Origin of the sequence: Streptomyces sp. NPDC057702 (assembly GCF_042799315.1) — a bacterium.
Classification (GTDB): domain Bacteria; phylum Actinomycetota; class Actinomycetes; order Streptomycetales; family Streptomycetaceae; genus Streptomyces.
This window is the reverse complement of the sequence record NZ_JBHVJC010000028.1, coordinates 110,552-128,241: the sequence shown is the minus strand read 5'-3', so window position 1 is coordinate 128,241 and position 17,690 is coordinate 110,552. Positions and strand designations below refer to the sequence as shown.

The following is a 17,690-nucleotide window of genomic DNA, read 5'->3' as shown; positions in this document are numbered from 1 at the left end:
GCGGGGCGGCGCGGGCCCGCCCCGCGTGCGGCAAGGGGGCGGGGCGCCGGGCCGCCGGTCGGCGGCGCTGGCGCGTCGGGCGCCGGCGTCGTGGGTGGTGTGGCGCCGGCACGCGCCGACGTGGCGGGGCCTGGCGCGGTCCGGCCGGCTGGGCGCGCGCCGCGGAGCGGTGGTGGGGCTGGCGTCGGGGTGGTGGGCCCGGTCGCGGGCCGCACGCGTGGCCACGTACCGCCTGGTGGGGCGGGCATCACGCCACCTCCGTACGGTCGGCGGCCATGCCCGCGGCGTCCAGCAGGGCGGTGCCCACGATGAGGTCGGCGCCGCCGAACTCGTGGTCGTCCAGCTCGGTGCCGTCGTCCACGGCGAACAGCAGTCGCTGCTCGCCCTGCCGGTAGGCCGTGCCGACCGGGGGGCTGGCCGCGTGCACCGCGAGCAGGGCGACCAGGTAGGGCAGCGCGGGGTCGCGGCGGCGGGCCTCGGCGAGCAGCCCGGACAGCCGGCGCGGCGCGTCGGAGGGCAGGTCGAGCAGTTCCATGGCCGAGGCGAGCTGTTCCTCGCTGAACCGGTTGTCGTCGGGGGTGGCGATCAGGTCGGGCTCGGGCATCTCGGCGCCCAGGTGTTCGCGCTCCACGGGCGGGGTCAGCAACAGGTCCACCAGGTCACCGACGCGCACCGAGGTGGGTGTGCGCAGGCCGGTGCCACGGGCGAAGAAGGCGTCGGTGACACGGCTGGCGCGCTCCACGGGCAGGGGCAGCAGGGGCGCCACGAGCTGGCCGTAGAGGTCGATGCCGGCGCGCGCGGCGGGTGGGGCGAACGCCTGCCGGTCCTGCTCGGCGCGGAACATGGGGCCCGCGTCCAGCAGCCGCGACTGCAACTGGGTGTGGCGCCGGATGCAGTCCTTGACGATGTCCACCAGCTCGGCGGCCTGCCGCTTGTGGTCCGGGCCGCGCTGGTCGACCGCCTCGTCACGGGCCTTGCGGATGTTGGTCAGGATCGCGTTCTCGTGTCGGTACCGCTCGGCGATGTGGTCGAGCGCCTCGGCGATCATGTCGGGGACGGCGCGCAGCCAGTCGACGGCGCGCACGTTGCGCCGGGTGGCCTCCAGCGTCCTACGCAGCGTCTCGGCGTACTGGACGGTCCGGTAGCGGGCCTGCTCGGCGGCCAGTTGCGCGTCCGCGAGCCGGCCTCGACTGACCAGCACCTCCAGCTTGACCTCGGCGGCGATCTGCGCGCTGGTGACGTCCGTGTCCAGGGCGCCGACCAGGACGTTGACCGCCTCGTCGGTGGTGCGCAGGTAGACCGTGCCGCCCGGGGCCGGGACCTCCTCGATCAGCTTGAAGTCGTAGTCCCGGCGCACGTAGCCGCCGTCGGGGCCGAAGGTTCCGTACACCGCGCGGAAGCCGCGGTCCACGCTGCCGACGTTGATCAGGTTCTCCAGGACCCAGCGGGCCACCCGCTCGTGCTCGGCGGTGGGCCGGCCGGGGGCCTGGGCCGCGACCCGGGGCAGCAGCCGGGCCACGATGTGCTCGTGGTCGGCGCCGGTGTCGAAGTCCATGGTGAGGGTGACCAGGTCGATGGCGGCCAGCGCCACCTCGGCCATCGCGTACCCGCCGTACTCCCCCGCCAGGTTGGCCTTGCGCACGTCCAGGTCGTGCAGCGGCGCCGTGCAGGCGAGCGCGCGCAGCCGCCGGGCCAGGCCCTCGTCGGCCGCCGGTCCCGGGGCCGGCCGGGACGGGCCACTGAGCTGGGGCGTAGCGGCCCCCGGGGGTGGAGAAGTCACGTCGCACAGAGTAGGCGCTCCCACTGACAACGGACGAAACGGCGTGGAGGGGCCGGTCAGTGTGTGGCGCCGCCCACAGCGCGCAGCTCGGGTACGCCGGCGGCGGTCGTGGCGGCGATGGCGCGCAGGGCCTCGGCGCTGTCGGCCACCGCGAGGGCGGGCGCGTCGCGGCCGGCCACCTGCTCGGGGGTGTACGGGACGTGGACGAAGCCGCCGCGCAGGGCGGGGCGTTCGGTGGCGATGAGGTGCATGAGCCCGTAGAAGACGTGGTTGCAGACGAAGGTCCCGGCGGTCTGGGACACGCTGGCCGGCGTTCCGGCGGCGCGCGCCGCCGCCACGCACGCCTTGATCGGGAGCGCGGCGAAGTAGGCGGCGGGGCCGCCCGGGATGACGGGTTCGTCGATCGGCTGAGCGCCCGCGTTGTCCGGTATGCGCGCGTCATCCACGTTGACCGCCGTGCGTTCGACGGTCACGTCCGGACGCCCGCCCGCCTGCCCGACGCACAGCACCACGTCGGGCTCGGTCGCGGCCACGGCCGCGCGCAGCGCGTCGAGGGCGGCGCCGAAGACGCAGGGCAGTTCGACCGTGCTCCACTCCACGCCGGGCAGGGGCCGCGCGGCGGCGTGCCGGACAGCCGACCAGGAGGGGTTGACCACCTCACCGCCGAAGGGTTCGAACCCGGTCAGCAGGACGCGGCGCGGTCGGGCCGCGTCCGTCCCGGGCGGCGTGCGGCGCGGCTCCGGCGGGGCAGGGGTCATGGCGCGTGTCCTCACTCATCGGTCAGCGGTCGGGGTGGGCGTGGGGCGTGTCGGGGCGCGACGGGGCGGTCGTGGTGGTGGAGCCGCCGGGGGTCCTGGGAGGGGCGACGGGCGCCGGCGCGTCAGAACGCCACGGCCGACATGATCGCGATGTTGCATCCGAGCAGGATGACGGCGGTGGGCAGTTGCGCCTTGATCGGCCCGTACTGGTCCTTGAGCTCCAGCAGCGCGGCGGGGACGATGTTGAAGTTCGCGGCCATCGGGGTGACCAGGGTGCCGCAGAAGCCGGCCAGCATGCCGATGGCCAGCACCGCCGCGGCGTTGCCGTCGGCCTGCTCCACCAGGACCGGCCAGCCGACCGCCGCGGTCATCACGGGGAAGGCGGCGAACGCGTTGCCCATGATCACGGTGAAGAGGAACATGCCCACGCAGTACACGGCCACGGCCAGGTAGAGGGAGTCCTCCGGCAGCACCTTGGTGGTGAGTTCACCGACCTCCTCGCCCACGCCCGAGACCGAGAAGATGGTGCCGAGGGTGGCGAGCATCTGCGGCAGGAGCATGGCCCAACCCATCGCCTCCAGCATCGAGCGCCCGGCGTGGACGGGGGTGGCGATCCGCCTCTCGCGCAGCATCACCATGCCCACGGCCAGCGCGACGACGGCGCCGATGCCCAGCCCCAGGATGGTCTCGCTGCCCTTTTGCAGGATCGGTTCGCCGCCGATGGACAGCTTCTTCACACCGACCGCGCACGCCATGGCGACCAGCGGGATGGTCAGCGCGGGCACGAACAGCCGGTTTCCCAGGCGCGCCGCGCTCGCCGTACGCTCCGCGCCGGTGGTGGTGCGTACGGCGCCGCGTCCGGTGAAGCCGAAGCCCGCGAGGGCGGCCATGGCCAACACGGCGACGCCCAGCGGCTCGGCCGGGGCGCGGTCCTCCACGACCCAGGAGCTGTAGACGAAGCCCGCGCCGATCAGTCCCCAGAACGTCGCGGTACCCACCCGCTTGGGGTTGCTGCGGTCGGTGACCATCTGGGCCGCCATCACGAGGAAGATGGCGCCGACGAGCCAGTAGAACCACTCTGCCTTGATCACTTCGCGGCCTCCGTGGCGCTCGGCTGGGTGGCGCTCGCGGTGATCAGTTCGCGTTCCAGTTGGCGGTCCAGGCGCAGCAGCCGCCAGCCGTGCACGACGAAGGCGCAGATCGCGGTGGGGATGGCCCACAGCGCCAGGTGCAGGGGCTCCAGGTGGGTGCCGTAGGTGGTGTTGACGAAGCCGGTGATCAGCAGGATGGAGCCGACGGCGAGGAAGACGTCCTCACCGAAGAACAGGCCCACGTTGTCGGCGCTGGCGGAGAAGGAGCGGACCTTCTCCCGGGCCTTGTCGGTCAGCGGCCCGTGGGCGCGTTCGGCGGCGCCCTCGGCCATGGGCGCCACCAGCGGACGCACCGTCTGCGCGGGTCCGCAGACGCTGACCAGGCCGAGCGCGGCAGTGACCTGCCGCAGCAGGAGGTACAGGGCCAGGAAGCGCCCCGTGGTGAGCTTGGTGAACCGGGCGATCAGGTTGCGGGCCTGTTCCTGGAGGCCGTGGCGTTCCAGGAGGCCGATGACGGGCAGGGTGATGGCGAAGATCGTCACCGCTCGGCTGGAGGCGAAGCCGTCGCCGAAGGCGGCCAGGACCTCGCGCGGGGACAGGCCGCCGAGCAGGCCGGTCGCGATGCCGGCCACTCCTACGACCAGCAGGGGATTGCGTCGAGTGGCGAATCCGATCACCACCACGAGGACGCCCAGGAGAACGAGCATGCGTCCGCCTTCCGCGTGGGACCCCACGGGGCGTGAGGAGAATGCACCGGAGGTTAGGGGATTGTTCAACGATCCGACAAGGGGTTGGGGGCGACCCACTCCGCAGCGGCCCACCCTCGACCGGCACTCGCCCGCCCCGCACCCGCCCCGACGCCCGCCGACCACCCGGACCGGGCGGCGCCGATGGCGGGCGCCGTCACCCCGTCCGCCCCCCGTTACCGCCCGTCCCTCGCTCCCCGTACGTCGCGCGCCTCACGGTCGACACCCGCGAGGCGCCCTCCCCGCGGGCCGGCCGGGGGCCGGCCGGCCCGCTCAGCCGTCCGCCATCTGCTGGGCGTACGCCCCCGCGAGCTGGCCGCGCGAGTCCGCCAGGTAGTCGGCCAGCAGGGACTCGGCCTCGGCCGCCCGGCCCGCCTCCAGCGACTCCCAGACCTGCCGGTTTCGGGGCAGGTAGGGAGCGTAGAAGCGGCGCGGGTCGGCCATCACGTGGAAGACCAGGCGGAGTTCGGCGAACACGCCGCGCATGAGGTCGTTCAACCGTGGGCTGCCGGCCAACGCGACGACGCCCTGGTGGAAGTGGATGTTGGCGGTGGAGAGGTCCTGCCAGGCGCGCCCACGCGCGGCCTCCTCGCCGGCGACGACGGCCGCCTCGATCGCCCGCATCGCCTCGGCGACCGCGCCCTGGTAGGGGGGCTCGCCCAGGCCGCGTACCGCCGCGCACTCCACCAGCGTGCGGACCCGGTAGATGTCGATGAGGTCCTCGACCGTCACGACGCGTACGAACACCCCGCGATTGAGCTCGTGCACCAGCAGACGCTCGCGGGTCAGCAGGCGGAACGCCTCCCGGAGCGTGTTGCGCGAGATGCCCAGGGCTCCCTTGATGCTGTCCTCGGAGAGCTTCGCGCCGGGCGGGAAGAAGCCCTCGGCGACGCGGTCGCGGAGCACGTCGGCCACCCTCTCCGCGGTACTGGTGCGCCCGAGGAGTTGCCGGTCACCCGCCAGCCCGGAGACGTCGATCACTGCCGCGAGCCGTTCGTCCGCACCGCTTGCCACGCTTGTTCTCCCTTGCCGGTGCGACCATCGTGCGATGGCCACGCCTGTTCTGTTGAGCGCGCCGGTGCCCGGCTCGGCGCGACAGAAGTCAAGCCGAGTTCTGCCGGCGATCACAACCATCCCTTGTCGGATCGTTCAACAATCGTCTACGTTGAGTGTCGGCTGGCCGGTCCGGCCGCACGCCAGCGGAGAGTTCCACGGATGCGGGTCGGCCGGTTTCGCGACGTCCCCCCGCCCCACTCGGCGCGGGGAGCGCCGGCCCGCCCGCCCCTCGACGCCCGCACCACGCGCCAGCGACCGCATCCCGGCATCCGCTGTCGCCCCCACGCCGCGCGCCCGTCGGCGCGCCCGCCTGAACGGACGGACATGACCCACGACGTGGACCGCCCCTCGATCGACCTCAACGCCGATCTCGGGGAGGGCTTCGGCCGCTGGCACCTGACCGACGACGACGCGCTGCTGTCCGTCGTCACCAGCGCCAACGTCGCCTGCGGGTTCCACGCCGGCGACCCCTCGACCATGCGGCGGGTGTGCGACGTGGCCGCCGAGCGCGGCGTGGTCATCGGAGCCCAGGTCTCCTACCGCGACCTGGCGGGCTTCGGGCGGCGGGCCATGGACGTACCGCCGCGCGAACTGACCGACGAGATCGCCTACCAGATCGGCGCGTTGGCCGTCTTCGCGCACGCCGCCGGCGCCCGGGTGGCGTACGTCAAGCCGCACGGCGCGCTGTACAACCGCTGTGTGCGTGACGCGGCGCAGGCGGAGGCCGTGGTGACCGGCGTGCGCCTGGCCGGTGGCGACACGCCGCTGCCCGTCCTCGGGCTGCCCGGCTCGCTGCTGCTGGAGCGGGCCAAGGACGCCGGACTGCCCGCCGTCCCCGAGGCGTTCGCCGACCGCGCCTACACCGCGCGGGCCACCCTGGTGCCACGCGGCACCCCCGGCGCGGTGATCGAGGACCCGGACACCGTGGTCAAGCGGTCGCTGACGATCGCCCGCGACCAGGCCGTGACCGCCGTCGACGGGCAGCGGATCGCCGTCCGGGCGCGGTCGCTGTGCGTGCACGGCGACACCCCGGGCGCGGCCGAGACGGCCCGCCGGGTGCGAGCCGAACTGGCGGCGGCCGGCATCCGGTTCAGGGCCTTCGCGTGAGGGACCACACGGCGCCCGCGCCAGGCCCCCACCCGCCCCGCACGTCGCCGCGCCCGACGCCCGAGCGCCCGACGCGGGCCGAGCGCGTCGAGGATGGGCGGCCCGAGCGCGGGTCGGCACGGGCGGAGCCCCCGCCACCGGACGGGGCCGGCTTCGCCGTGCGGGCCCTTCCCGTGGGCGAGCACGCCCTGTTGCTGGAGGTGGACTCCGACGAGGCCGTCGAGGCGCTGCACGCCGAGGTGCTGCGCCGGTTGGGCACCCCCGACCTGCCGGCGGCGCGCGAGATCGTGCCCGCCGCCCGCACCGTCCTGCTCGACGGCCTGGCCGACCCCGCCCACACCGCCGACCGGGCCACCCGGTGGACCATCGCGCCGCCGGCGCGCGAGCGGGGGGCGGCCGTGGAGATCGCGGTGCGCTATGACGGCCCCGACCTGGCCGAGGTCGCCGCGCACTGGGGGGTGACGCCCGAGGAGGTCGTGCGCATCCACTCGGGCACCGAGTTCCGGGTGGCCTTCTGCGGGTTCGCGCCCGGGTTCGGCTATCTCACCGGGCTGCCCAGCCGCTACCACGTACCGCGCCGCGCCACCCCGCGCACCCGGGTCCCGGTCGGCTCACTCGCCCTGGCCGGCCCCTACACCGGCGTCTACCCGCGCTCCTCGCCCGGCGGTTGGCAGCTCATCGGCACCTCCGACGCCGTGTTGTGGGACGTCACCCGCGAGCCCGCCGCCCTCCTGACCCCCGGCACCCGGGTGCGCTTCGTGCCCCACGCCGAGCACGCCCTCAGCACACGGCGCGACGCCCAGCCACGCGGCGGCCCGGCGCGCCCCGCGACCGGCGGCCTGCCGGCACAGGGCGGGTCGCGCGCGGGGAGCCCGGCGCCCGACGCCCACGGGACGGAGCGCGGCCACGACGCCGTCCGCCCCACCACCCACGACACGGACGGGGCGAGCGCGTGAGGACCACCGGAACCCTGACCGTGGTGCGGGCCGGGGCGCTGACCACCGTGCAGGACCTGGGGCGCGGCGGCCACGCACAGCTGGGCGTGCCGCGCTCGGGCGCCCTGGACGAGCCCGCGCACCGGCTCGCCAACCGCCTGGTGGGCAACCCGGAACAGGCCGCCACCCTGGAGACGACGCTCACCGGGTGCGCCGTACGAGTGGACCGCGCCACCGTCGCCGCCGTCACCGGGGCGCCCAGCCCCGTCACGGTGGATGGCCGACCGGCCGCCTGGGGCGCGCCGGTCCGACTGCCGGCCGGGGCCGTGCTGGAGATCGGCGCCGCCACCCACGGGGTACGCGGCTATCTGGGCCTGGCCGGCGGCGTCGACGCCCGCCCGGTGCTCGGCAGTCGGGCCACCGACGTGCTCTCCGGTCTGGGGCCCGACCCGCTCACCGACGGGGTCGTACTGCCGCTCGGCGCGCCGGACGCGGCGGCCCCCCACCTGGACGCGGCCCCCGCCCCCGGCCCCGTGCGCGAACTGGTGCTGCCGGTGGTGCTCGGCCCGCGCCAGGGGTGGTTCACCGCGTGGGCACTGCGCACCCTCGGCAGCGCGGCGTACGCCGTCTCGCCCGCGAGCAACCGGATCGGGCTGCGCACCGAGGGCCCCGCGCTGGAGCGGGCCCGGGAGGGCGAACTCCCCAGTGAGGGGCTGGTTCTCGGCGCGCTCCAGGTGCCGCCGGACGGCCGCCCGGTGCTCTTCCTGCACGACCATCCGACGACCGGCGGCTATCCGGTGATCGGCGTCGTCCCCGAGCCCTGGCTGGCGGCGGCGGCACAGGCGGTGCCCGGCACACCGGTACGTTTCGCGCCCCGCCCGGCCCGTCTGGCGCGCCCCGGGCGGCGGAGCTGACCGACGGCGGACGCGGTACGGGCCCGCCTCGCGCGGGCCCGTGGGCGCGCGGTCGCTACCTCCCGACCGAGCTCGGCAGCGAACTTTTTTAAAGAACTCTAAGGATTTGTCGACACGGTCCGCCCAGGTGAGGCTGGGTCACGGATGGGGGACCGAGCCGCACTCGCGGCCGATTCCCAGGGGGCATCCGCAGGGAGGATGGAACGGCCCGGGTACGGAGCCAGCCACACGAGCGGTGCCGGGCACCGCGACGTCGAGCGCTGGCCCGAGCTCACACCGGCAGCCGCCGTCAGGCGGCGGGCCTCGCGGCCGGCCATCGACGCCGATGGGCTCCGCGCGCTGAGTCAGCGCGGAGCCCATCTGGCCTCCCGCGTCACGAGCGACCGGACGGGCACGCGACGCCCCGGGCCGCCACACCCCGAGGCGAGCCACGGAGAACGGTCCCCCGTCGGCCCACGCGCGCGCCGCACCGCGACTCCCGGCCGGGGCCCGTGCGGTGTCGTGCTCCCGCTCCCCCCGCCGTGCGTGCCGTGGCGTGCTACTCCTCGGGCGTGCCGTACCCCCCGCCGCCGGGGGTGTGGACGACCAGGACGTCGCCGGCCGCCGCCCGGACCACGTCGCGGCCGCGCAGGGGGTGCACCGAGCCGTCGGCGCGCTCCAGCAGGTTGGCCCCCAGCGCGCCGGGGTGACCGCCGGCCATGCCGTACGGCGCGATCCTGCGGTGGCCGGTGAGCAGGGCGATCGTCATCGGTTCGAGGCAGCGCACCCGCCGGGTGACCCCGCAGCCGCCGTGCCAGCGCCCGCGCCCGCCGCTCCCGCCCCGCACCGCGAAGGACTCCACGCGCAGCGGGTAGCGCCATTCGAGCACTTCGGGGTCGGTCAAGCGGGAGTTGGTCATGTGCGTCTGGACCGCGTCGGCGCCGTCGAACCCGTCGCCGGCACCGGAACCGCTGGCCACCGTCTCGTAGTACTGCACCCGGTCGTTGCCGAAGGTGATGTTGTTCATCGTCCCCACGCCCTCGGCCTGCGCGCCGAGCGCCGCGTACAGCGCCCCGGTGACCGCCTGTGAGGTCTCCACGTTGCCCGCGACAGTGGCCGCCGGGTACGTCGGGGCCAGCATGGAACCCGGGGGGATGCGCACGTCGAGGGGTGTGAGACAGCCGCTGTTGAGCGGGATGTCGTGGGCGACCAGGGTCCGGAAGACGTAGAGCACCGCCGCCATCACCACCGAGCTGGGCGCGTTCGCGTTGCCCGGCTGCTGCGGGGAGGTGCCCGCGAAGTCCACGACGGCGCCGCGCGTGCGGTGGTCCACGCGCAGCGCGACCTGGATGACGGCGCCGGAGTCCGTCTCGTAGCGGTACGAGCCGTCGCGCAGCCCGGCGACGATGGCCCGCACCGACTCCTCGGCGTTGTCCCGCACGTGTCGCATGTACGCGTGCACGACGTCGAGGCCGAACTGGTCGATCATCCGGCGTAGTTCCGCGATGCCCTTCTCGTTGGCCGCGATCTGGGCCCGCAGGTCGGCGAGGTTGGTCTCCGGCGCGCGCGAGGGGTGGCGGGCCGAGGTGAGCAGCGCCCGGGTCGCGCGCTCGCGCAGTCGGCCGTCGCGCACCAGGAGCCAGTTGTCGAACAGGACGCCCTCCTCCTCGATGGTGCGGCTGAAGGCGGGCATCGAGCCGGGGGTGGTGCCGCCGATGTCGGCGTGGTGGCCACGCGAGGCGACCAGGAACAGCAGCCGCCGGCCCGGGGCGTCGAAGACGGGTGTGACCACGGTGACGTCGGGCAGGTGGGTGCCGCCGTGGTACGGGTCGTTGATCGCGTAGACGTCGCCGGGCCGCAGCGCGCCGGCGTCGCGGCGCAGCACCTCCTTGATGGACTCGCCCATGGAGCCCAGGTGCACCGGGATGTGCGGGGCGTTGGCGATCAGGTTGCCGTCGGCGTCGAAGAGCGCGCAGGAGAAGTCGAGCCGCTCCTTGATGTTGACCGAGTGGGCGGTGTTCTCCAGGCGCACGCCCATCTGCTCCGCGATCGCCATGAAGAGGCTGTTGAAGACCTCGAGGAGTACCGGGTCGGCGTCGGTGCCCGCCGCGACGGTGCGCGGTCGGGGCCGCGCCCGGGTCAGCAGCAGGTGCCCGCGCTCCCCGAGGGTGGCCCGCCAGCCCGGCTCGACGACGGTGGTGGCGTCCTCCTCGACGACCAGGGCGGGCCCGTCCAGCGTGTCCCCCGGGCGCAGCTCGACACGCCGGTACAGGCGCGTGGGCCGCCACCGGCCGCCGGCGAACATCCGCACGGTGGCGTGGACGGGCGCCGCCTGCCCGTCGGCGGCCCCGTCCGCGCCCGGGGACACGGGCGGCCGGGTCGCGCCCGGCGGGCAGCTCGCCGCCACCGACACGGCCTCCGCGACGAGCGGCTTGTCCATGGTGAAGGCGTAGCGCGCGCGGTGGGCGCGGGCGAAGTCGGCCGCCATGGCGGGGGCGTCGGCCAGCGGGACGGGCAGGGACGCGTCGGTGCCGGCGTAGCGCAGGTGGACGCGGGTCGTGGTGGTGATGGCCGCGCCGGGCAGGCCGTCGGCGACCAGCTCCGCCCGGGTGCGGGCGGCCAGGTCGGCACTGGCCGCCCGCACCCGGGCCAGGCCGTCCGGGTCGGCGATGTCGGCCTCGACGGCCGTCTCGCGCATCGCGGTGGCGTCGGCGACGCCGATGCCGTACGCGGAGAGCACGCCGGCCAGCGGCGGGACGATGACGGTGCCGATGCCCAGGGCGTCGGCGACGGCACAGGCGTGCTGGCCGCCGGCGCCGCCGAAGCTGGTCAGCGCGTAGCGCGTGACGTCGTGTCCGCGTTGGACGGAGATCTTCTTGACGGCGGTGGCCATGTTCAGCACGGCGATGTCGAGATAGCCGGCCGCGACCTGTTCGGGGCCGCGCCGGTCGCCGGTCGCTGCGGTGATCTCCTCGGCGAGCGCGGCGAACCTGTCGCGCACGACCGTCGCGTCCAGCGGCTGGTCGGCGTGCGGGCCGAAGACGGCGGGGAAGTGCGCGCCCTGGACACGGCCGAGCATCACGTTGGCGTCGGTGACGGTCAGCGGCCCGCCCCGGCGGTAGCAGGCGGGCCCGGGTACGGCGCCCGCGGAGTCGGGGCCCACCCGGTAGCGCTGGCCGTCGAAGCGCAGCACCGATCCGCCACCCGCCGCCACGGTGTGGATGTCGAGCATCGGGGCGCGCGTCCGCACCCCGGCCACCTCGGTGCCGTAGACGCGCTCGAACTCGCCGGCGTAGTGCGACACGTCGGTGGAAGTGCCGCCCATGTCGAAGCCGATGACGCGAGCGTGGCCGGCCTCGGCCGCCGAGCGGACCATGCCGACCACGCCTCCGGCGGGCCCCGAGAGCACCGCGTCCTTGCCGCGGAAGTGCGCCGCGTCCCGCAGGCCGCCGTTGGACTGCATGAACATCAGCCGGATGCCCCGCAGTTCGCCGGCCACCTCCTGGACGTAGCGCCGCAGGATCGGCGAGAGGTACGCGTCGACGACCGTGGTGTCGCCACGCGGCACCAGCTTCATCAGCGGGCTGACCTCGTGCGAGGAGCTCACCTGGGTGAAGCCCGCCTCCCGGGCCACGGCGGCGACGGCCCGCTCGTGCGCGGGGTACCGGTAGCCGTGGGTGAGGACGACGGCGGCGGCGCGCAGTCCGTCGCGGCGCGCGGCCCGCAACTCCTCGCGCACCGTGTCCAGCTCCAGCGGGCGCACCACCTCTCCGCGCGCCCCCAGCCGCTCGGGAACCTCGATCACCCGGGCGTACAGCGCCTGGGGCAGCACGATCCGCCGGTCGAAGATCCGTGGCCGGTTCTGGTACGCGATGCGCAGCGCGTCCCGGAACCCCTCGGTCACCACCAGGACGGTGGGCTCGCCGGAGCGTTCGAGCAGGGCGTTGGTGGCGACGGTGGTGCCCATCTTGACGACGTCGATCCGCTCGGCGGGCAACGGCTGGCCGGGCCCCAGACCCAGGACGGCCCGGATGCCGGCGACGGCGGCGTCCTCCCGGCGCTCGGGGTGGTGCGAGAGCACCTTCCGCGTCACCAGCCGCCCGTCCGGCCGCTGACCCACGACGTCCGTGAACGTGCCGCCCCGGTCGATCCAGAACTCCCAGCGTCCCGTCCTCATCCCCGCATTCTCCCAGCGGCACCCCGGCCGGAGCCGGAAGACGGGGCGCGCACGGGGGTGGCTCCCGGCGAGGACTCGGACGAGGGGGCTTCGGCACGGGAGCACGGGGCGCCGTGGGGGGGCGGGAGAGGTGGCCGGGGGAACGGGGCCGTCACGGGGCGGGGTGGTGGCCGCCGGAGCGAGGCGGCTTCGGGAGCCACGGCCGGGGGCGGGCATCGGGGGCCCGGGGCTGGCGGGCTGGAGGTCAGCGGCGTGTCGGTTCGCGGGAGGCGGTGGGGGTGTGCGTGGGCGACGGGCGCGTACGCCATGGCGCGGCGGCCCCGCGCGGGCTGCTGGGACGAGGGTGGGCCTGGGAGTGGGCCTGGGAGTGGGCCGGGGCGCGCCGGCCGGGCGAGGGTGGGGCGGCTCGGCGCGCTCCGGTTCGGCGGGCTCGGGGAGGTCGGTGGAGTGGCTGGGGGTGGGGTCAGCGGGTGTCGCCGGCGTCCAGGGCCGGAGTCGGCGTGCTCTGGGTGAGCGTCAGCGCGCCCCGGGTGGCCACCCGGGTCCGCGTGTCCAGCAGGTGCGCGGTGCCGCGCAGGTGGTGGCCGCTTTCCAGGGCGGCCTGCCGGACCAGGTCCGGCAGCAGGTCCCGGCACCGGTCGGCGACCCACCGCGACCCGCGCGTGGCCAGCCACCAGGTGCTGGCGGCGAGCGTGGGGCGCGGGCCGTCGAGCGTGATCGAGGGGGCGGGGCCCAGCGGCACGCCCCGGCGACCCAGCTCGGTGTGGAACTCCCTGGCCAGCAGCCGGTGGCCGAGCTCGCTGGGGTGCAGTCGGTCCACGGTGCGCGCGGCCGGGTCCGCCGCCCAGGCGTGCTCGGCGAGGTGGACGTGGACCGCTCCGTAGCGCCGGGCCAGGACGTGCACCACCGTGTTCAACGCCCGCATCCGCCGGGTCAGGGGCGCGGCCAGAGGCCGTGGCAGGCCCAGCATCCGCCCCGGATCAGGCAGACAGGCGGTGAGCAGCAGGGCGCCGTCCTCGCTCAGGCCACGCATCGTCAGGTCGAGCGCCTCGGCGACCCGTCGGATGTCGAACGCGGCCCGCAGCGTGTCGTTGCCGCCCACCACGACCGAGGCCAGCCGGGGACGGGACCGGCGCGCGGTGGCCAACTGTGCCTCGGCCATCTCGGTGGCCAGCGCACCGCTGCGGGCGAGGTTGACGAACTCCACACCCGCCACACCCCGGTCCGCCCGCCTCCACTCGCTGTCGGCCGGGCCGCCCGGGACGTCGAGGCTCCCCCAGACGGCCGGCGCCTCCACGGCGGTCACGGGGCCGGACGCGGCGCCCTCGCCCCGCGCGGTGTGCCCGGCGACGGCGCCACGACCACGGGGCTCGGCCCGCGCGTCGACCACGACCAGGGCGTCCGCCAACAGCGCCGCCCAGCCACGCCAACCACCCCCGGGCGCCGGGTCACCGATGCCCGCGGTGAGCGAGTCGCCCAACGCGACGAACCGGAACGCGGCCGCCTGACCGGCAGCCGCACTACCGCCGGACACCGGACCCACCCACACCGCGAGCGCCCCCCACCGGGCCGACCACTCCCCCAGCCACCAGCATCGGCCCCCGACCGGCGCCGGCCGAGCCGACCGACCTCCGTCCGGTGCGCCCACGGGCGGCGAACGCCTGGCCGACGGACGCGGGAGCGGCGGCGTGCCTCGGAGCGGCGGACGCCGGGTCCACGGACCCGGGCCCGGCCATCGCGGGCCTGGGGGCGGCGGCCCGCGAAGCCGCGAAGGCCGGGTCGACGAGCTGCGGGGTGACGGCCCACGAAGCCGCGAAGGTCGGATCGGCGAGCCCCGGGGCGGCGTGTCCCGGGATGGCGTATCCCGAGCGGGCGTACCTCGGATCGGTGCGCCTCGGCGTGGCGGAGATCGGCGCGGCGGAGGTCGGCGTGGCGAACCCCGAGGTCGCGAACGTCAGGTCAACGGGCCTCGGGGTAGCGGCGGTCGGACGGGCCGGGCGGTGGTCGGCGGACGCCGGGTGAGCCGGGCTTCGATCGGCCGGGTGCTGGTCGGCGGCGCCCTGGTGTGCCGCGCGCGGGCCGCCCGGGGACGCGCGGGGCCCGATCGTCGCGGGGCCCGGGCACCCGTGCGGGGCCGGGCTCCCGAACCTGTCCCATCGCCCCACTACGGCCCCGTGGCGCGCCCCGCACGGAGCGGGTGACTCCGCGTGGCGGACCCGCCGCGTCCTCACGAGCCGCCTCCCCCCGGTGTCGGTGCTCCCGGGGTCGCCACCGGTCGTGGCCCGCCCGGCGCGTGGTCGGCCAGCGGGCCGACCACGGCCTGCCCAGTTGCCACACCCTGCCCGGCCGTCGCGCCCTGCCCGGTTGCCGCGCGCGGGCCCACGCCGATGGCGCGCGCCGCCGGCTGTACCGCGCCGTCGGGCGGGTTCAGCGGGGCGGCGTCGTGCGCGGCCAGGAACGCGGCCACCGCGAGCGGCCAGCCGAACTCCTCGGCGCGCGCCCGCGCGGCCTGGCGGCGGGCCGGTTCGGGGCGGGCCAGCACGTCCTCGACGGCGTCCGCGAACGCCGGCCCGTCGTCCGCCGCGCTCGCGCCGGCCGTGGCCACGATGGCGGGCAGCGCCGAGGAGGCGCTGACCACCACCGGCGTCCCGCAGGCGAGGGCCTCCAGCGCGGCGAGACCGAACGTCTCGGCCGGCCCCGGCGCCAGCACCACGTCCGCGCTGGCCTGCCACGCGGCCAGCTCGCCACGGTGCGCCACGTGTCCCAGGAAGGTGACCGGCAGCCCCTCCGCGCGGGCGCGCTCGGCCAGCCGGGCGCGCAGCGGCCCGTCCCCCGCCACCACCAGACGCGTCCCCACGCCGCGCCGCCGCAGCTCGGCCACGGCGTCCAGGGCGCGTCCCGGCCGCTTCTCGGGCGACAACCGCGAGCACATCACCAGCAACGTCGACGCACCGCTCACCTGCCGGGCCCGCAACGCGGCGCTGTACCAGGCGGGATGGCACTTCTCCAGGTCCACGCCGAGCGGAGCCCGTACGAGATTGCGCACGCCGAGCCGTACGAACTCCCGCGCGGCCCATTCCGTCGTGCACACCACGCGCGCGTACGCCCGCGCCGTGCGCAGGTTGAGTCGGTCGGCGGCGCGGCGGGCGGCGGCCGGCGGGACGCCCCAGGTGCGCAGCACGGCGTCGGCGCTCTCGTGGGAGACCATCACGGCGGGGACCCGGGCCCGTCTGGCCCACTCCCCCGTCCACCGCAGCGTGGTGCGGTCGGAGACCTCAAGGCGGTCCGGGGCCAGGCGTTCCAGCAGCCGGGACAGGTGGCGGCGGTCGGTGAGCACGCGGTAGCCGCCGGTGCCGGGGAGCTCGTGACCGGGGACGGTGATCACGCGCCCCTGTGGGGTGAGTTCGTCGGACGCCCGCTCGCCGGGGACGACCAGGACCGGCTCGTGGCCGGCGGCCCGGTATCCGGCGCCGAGCTCGCGCAGGGCGGTGCGCAGTCCCCCGGAGGTGGGGGTGACGAAGTTGGCGAGCCGCACGATGCGCAACGGCCCCGGCGGCGCGTCGAGGACGGTTCGCGGTCCTACGGGGCACGGGGTGGGCTCGGGCTCCTGGGACGCGCTCATGCCGCACGCCCTTCCGTGACCCGCCCGGTGCGCTCGGCCAACACCTCGGCGTAGTGGTCGAGCAGCAGATCGCCGACCACCTCCCAGGTGCGCCCCGCCACGGCGGCCCGGCCGGCCCGGCCCAGGTCGGCGCGGAGCTTCGGCGAGCCGGCCAGCAGCGCGACCGCGTCCCGTACGGCGGCCGAGTCGCCCGGCGGGACCAGCAGCCCGGTGCGGCCGTGCGCGATCAGGTCGACCGGCCCGCCCACGGCCGGGGCGACCACCGGCACGCCGCTGGCCTGCGCCTCCTGCACGGTCTGACAGAACGTCTCCTGCGGCCCGGTGTGCGCGAAGACGTCCAACGAGGCGAAGACGCGGGCGAGTTCGTCGCCGGTGCGCCGGCCCAGGAACTGGGCGCCGGGCAGCGCCGAGCGCAGCCCGGTCGCGCTCGGCCCGTCGCCGACGACGACCAGCTTCACGCCGGGCATGGCCGCGACCGGGGCGAGCAGTTCGACACGCTTCTCGGGCGCCAGCCGGCCGACGTAGCCGACGATGAGCTCCCCGCCGGGCGCCAGGGTGCGGCGCAGTGCCGCGTCGCGCAGCTCCGGGCGGAAGCGCCCGGTGTCCACCCCGCGTGGCCACAGCGCGATCCGCGGCACGCCGTGCTCGGACAGGTCGCGGACGGCGGCGGTGGAGGGGGCCAGGGTGCGGTCGGCCGCGGCGTGCACGGCCCGGATGCGGCGCCAGGCGGCGGACTCGCCGGTGCCGAGGTAGGTACGGGCGTAGCCGCCGATGTCGGTCTGGTAGACGGCGACGGCGGGAACACCCAGTCGGGTGGCCGCCGCCATGCCGCGTACGCCGAGGATGAACGGGCTGGCCAGGTGGACGAGGTCGGCGCGGTGCGCGCTCAGCGCGGCGGTGAGCCTGCGGCTGGGCAGGGCGACGCGCACCTGCGGATAGCCGGGCAGCGGCAGCGAGGGGACGCGCACGACGGGATAGGGGTGGGTGCCGTCGCTGTCGGCCGGGCAGTCGTGCGCTCCGGCCGGGGCGAGCACCAGGGGTTGGTGGCCGCGTCGGGCGAGGTGTTGGGCGGTCTGGAGGGCGCAGTGGGAGACGCCGTTGATGTCGGGCGGGAAGGACTCGGTGACGATGGCGACACGCATACCGGTGTTGTCGGCGCGCGGAACGTGACGCGGGCCACGTGGATCTTTCCGATCAGGAAACGTCCCATGAGCGTTCGCCGCTGGTGAGGGCGGGTTCTGCCCTGCCGGGCGGGTCTGTCCGGAAAACGCCCACCCCGTGCGGGGCCTATCCGCCGGCGCCGCGCCCCGCTCCCGTGCCACGGCCACCCGCCGCCCCGCCTCGGGGCGACTCCGCCGCTCGACGGCGACCGGGCCGCCATCGCGCCGACGCGCTCCCTGCCTGGGAACCGGCCTGGAGCCGGCCGCGTCTTCCGCCGGGTACGCCGCGATCGCTTCGCCGGCGGCCACCGGGCCGCCCTTCGCCGACGTGGGGCCCGGTCGGCCTCCGGCGCGGCCCGGCGTGG

11 protein-coding genes and 1 pseudogene are annotated in these 17,690 nt (G+C 76.1%); 3 read left to right on the top strand and 9 right to left on the bottom strand.

Annotation, left to right across the window (positions count from 1 at the left end; genetic code table 11):
• Positions 1–247 precede the first annotated feature (247 nt).
• From ACFVFR_RS22015 to ACFVFR_RS21995, 5 genes are all read right to left on the bottom strand, one after another.
• Positions 248–1,780 (bottom strand): hypothetical protein, encoded by a 1,533-nt coding sequence (locus ACFVFR_RS22015; RefSeq protein WP_383704275.1) that lies wholly within the window; start codon positions 1,778–1,780, stop codon positions 248–250.
• A 56-nt stretch (positions 1,781–1,836) separates the two neighbouring features.
• A complete protein-coding gene (gene pcp / locus ACFVFR_RS22010) occupies positions 1,837–2,538 on the bottom strand; it encodes a pyroglutamyl-peptidase I (protein WP_383704273.1) in 702 nt (233 codons plus the stop codon).
• 122 nt (positions 2,539–2,660) lie between these two features.
• Entirely contained in the window at positions 2,661–3,629 is a 969-nt protein-coding gene (locus ACFVFR_RS22005) for a DUF979 domain-containing protein (protein WP_383704270.1), read from the bottom strand.
• Positions 3,626–4,336 carry a DUF969 domain-containing protein gene (locus ACFVFR_RS22000; RefSeq protein ID WP_383704268.1) on the bottom strand — a complete coding sequence of 237 codons (711 nt, stop codon included), beginning with the start codon at positions 4,334–4,336 and terminating at the stop codon, positions 3,626–3,628. Before ACFVFR_RS22000 ends, ACFVFR_RS22005 begins: the two co-directional genes overlap by 4 nt.
• Before the next feature lie 312 nt (positions 4,337–4,648).
• The gene (locus ACFVFR_RS21995; protein WP_383704266.1) at positions 4,649–5,389 is read right to left on the bottom strand and encodes a GntR family transcriptional regulator; all 741 of its coding nucleotides are present in this window, start codon (positions 5,387–5,389) and stop codon (positions 4,649–4,651) included.
• Positions 5,390–5,755: 366 nt separating this feature from the next.
• Between ACFVFR_RS21995 and ACFVFR_RS21990 the strand changes: the two genes are divergently transcribed.
• The 3 genes and pseudogenes from ACFVFR_RS21990 to ACFVFR_RS21980 all read left to right on the top strand — a co-directional run bounded on the left by ACFVFR_RS21990 (position 5,756) and on the right by ACFVFR_RS21980 (position 8,387).
• Positions 5,756–6,538: a LamB/YcsF family protein gene (locus ACFVFR_RS21990; protein ID WP_383704264.1), complete on the top strand. Its 783-nt coding sequence runs from the start codon at positions 5,756–5,758 to the stop codon at positions 6,536–6,538.
• A gap of 158 nt (positions 6,539–6,696) precedes the next feature.
• Positions 6,697–7,302: pseudogene (pxpB, locus tag ACFVFR_RS21985) on the top strand (5-oxoprolinase subunit PxpB); the annotation flags it as partial.
• 188 nt (positions 7,303–7,490) lie between these two features.
• A complete protein-coding gene (locus ACFVFR_RS21980; RefSeq protein WP_383704262.1) occupies positions 7,491–8,387 on the top strand; it encodes a biotin-dependent carboxyltransferase family protein in 897 nt (298 codons plus the stop codon).
• 538 nt (positions 8,388–8,925) lie between these two features.
• On the opposite strand, the gene ACFVFR_RS21975 is transcribed toward ACFVFR_RS21980, so the two are convergent.
• From ACFVFR_RS21975 to ACFVFR_RS21960, 4 genes are all read right to left on the bottom strand, one after another.
• Positions 8,926–12,543: a hydantoinase B/oxoprolinase family protein gene (locus ACFVFR_RS21975; protein WP_383704260.1), complete on the bottom strand. Its 3,618-nt coding sequence runs from the start codon at positions 12,541–12,543 to the stop codon at positions 8,926–8,928.
• A 463-nt stretch (positions 12,544–13,006) separates the two neighbouring features.
• Positions 13,007–14,077, bottom strand: coding sequence for an SGNH/GDSL hydrolase family protein (locus ACFVFR_RS21970; RefSeq protein WP_383704258.1), 1,071 nt, complete (start codon positions 14,075–14,077; stop codon positions 13,007–13,009).
• A 693-nt stretch (positions 14,078–14,770) separates the two neighbouring features.
• Complete coding sequence (locus ACFVFR_RS21965) at positions 14,771–16,165, bottom strand: glycosyltransferase (protein WP_383704256.1); 1,395 nt, start codon at positions 16,163–16,165, stop codon at positions 14,771–14,773.
• Positions 16,162–17,307 carry a glycosyltransferase family 4 protein gene (locus ACFVFR_RS21960; protein ID WP_383704254.1) on the bottom strand — a complete coding sequence of 382 codons (1,146 nt, stop codon included), beginning with the start codon at positions 17,305–17,307 and terminating at the stop codon, positions 16,162–16,164. Before ACFVFR_RS21960 ends, ACFVFR_RS21965 begins: the two co-directional genes overlap by 4 nt.
• Positions 17,308–17,690 lie beyond the last annotated feature (383 nt).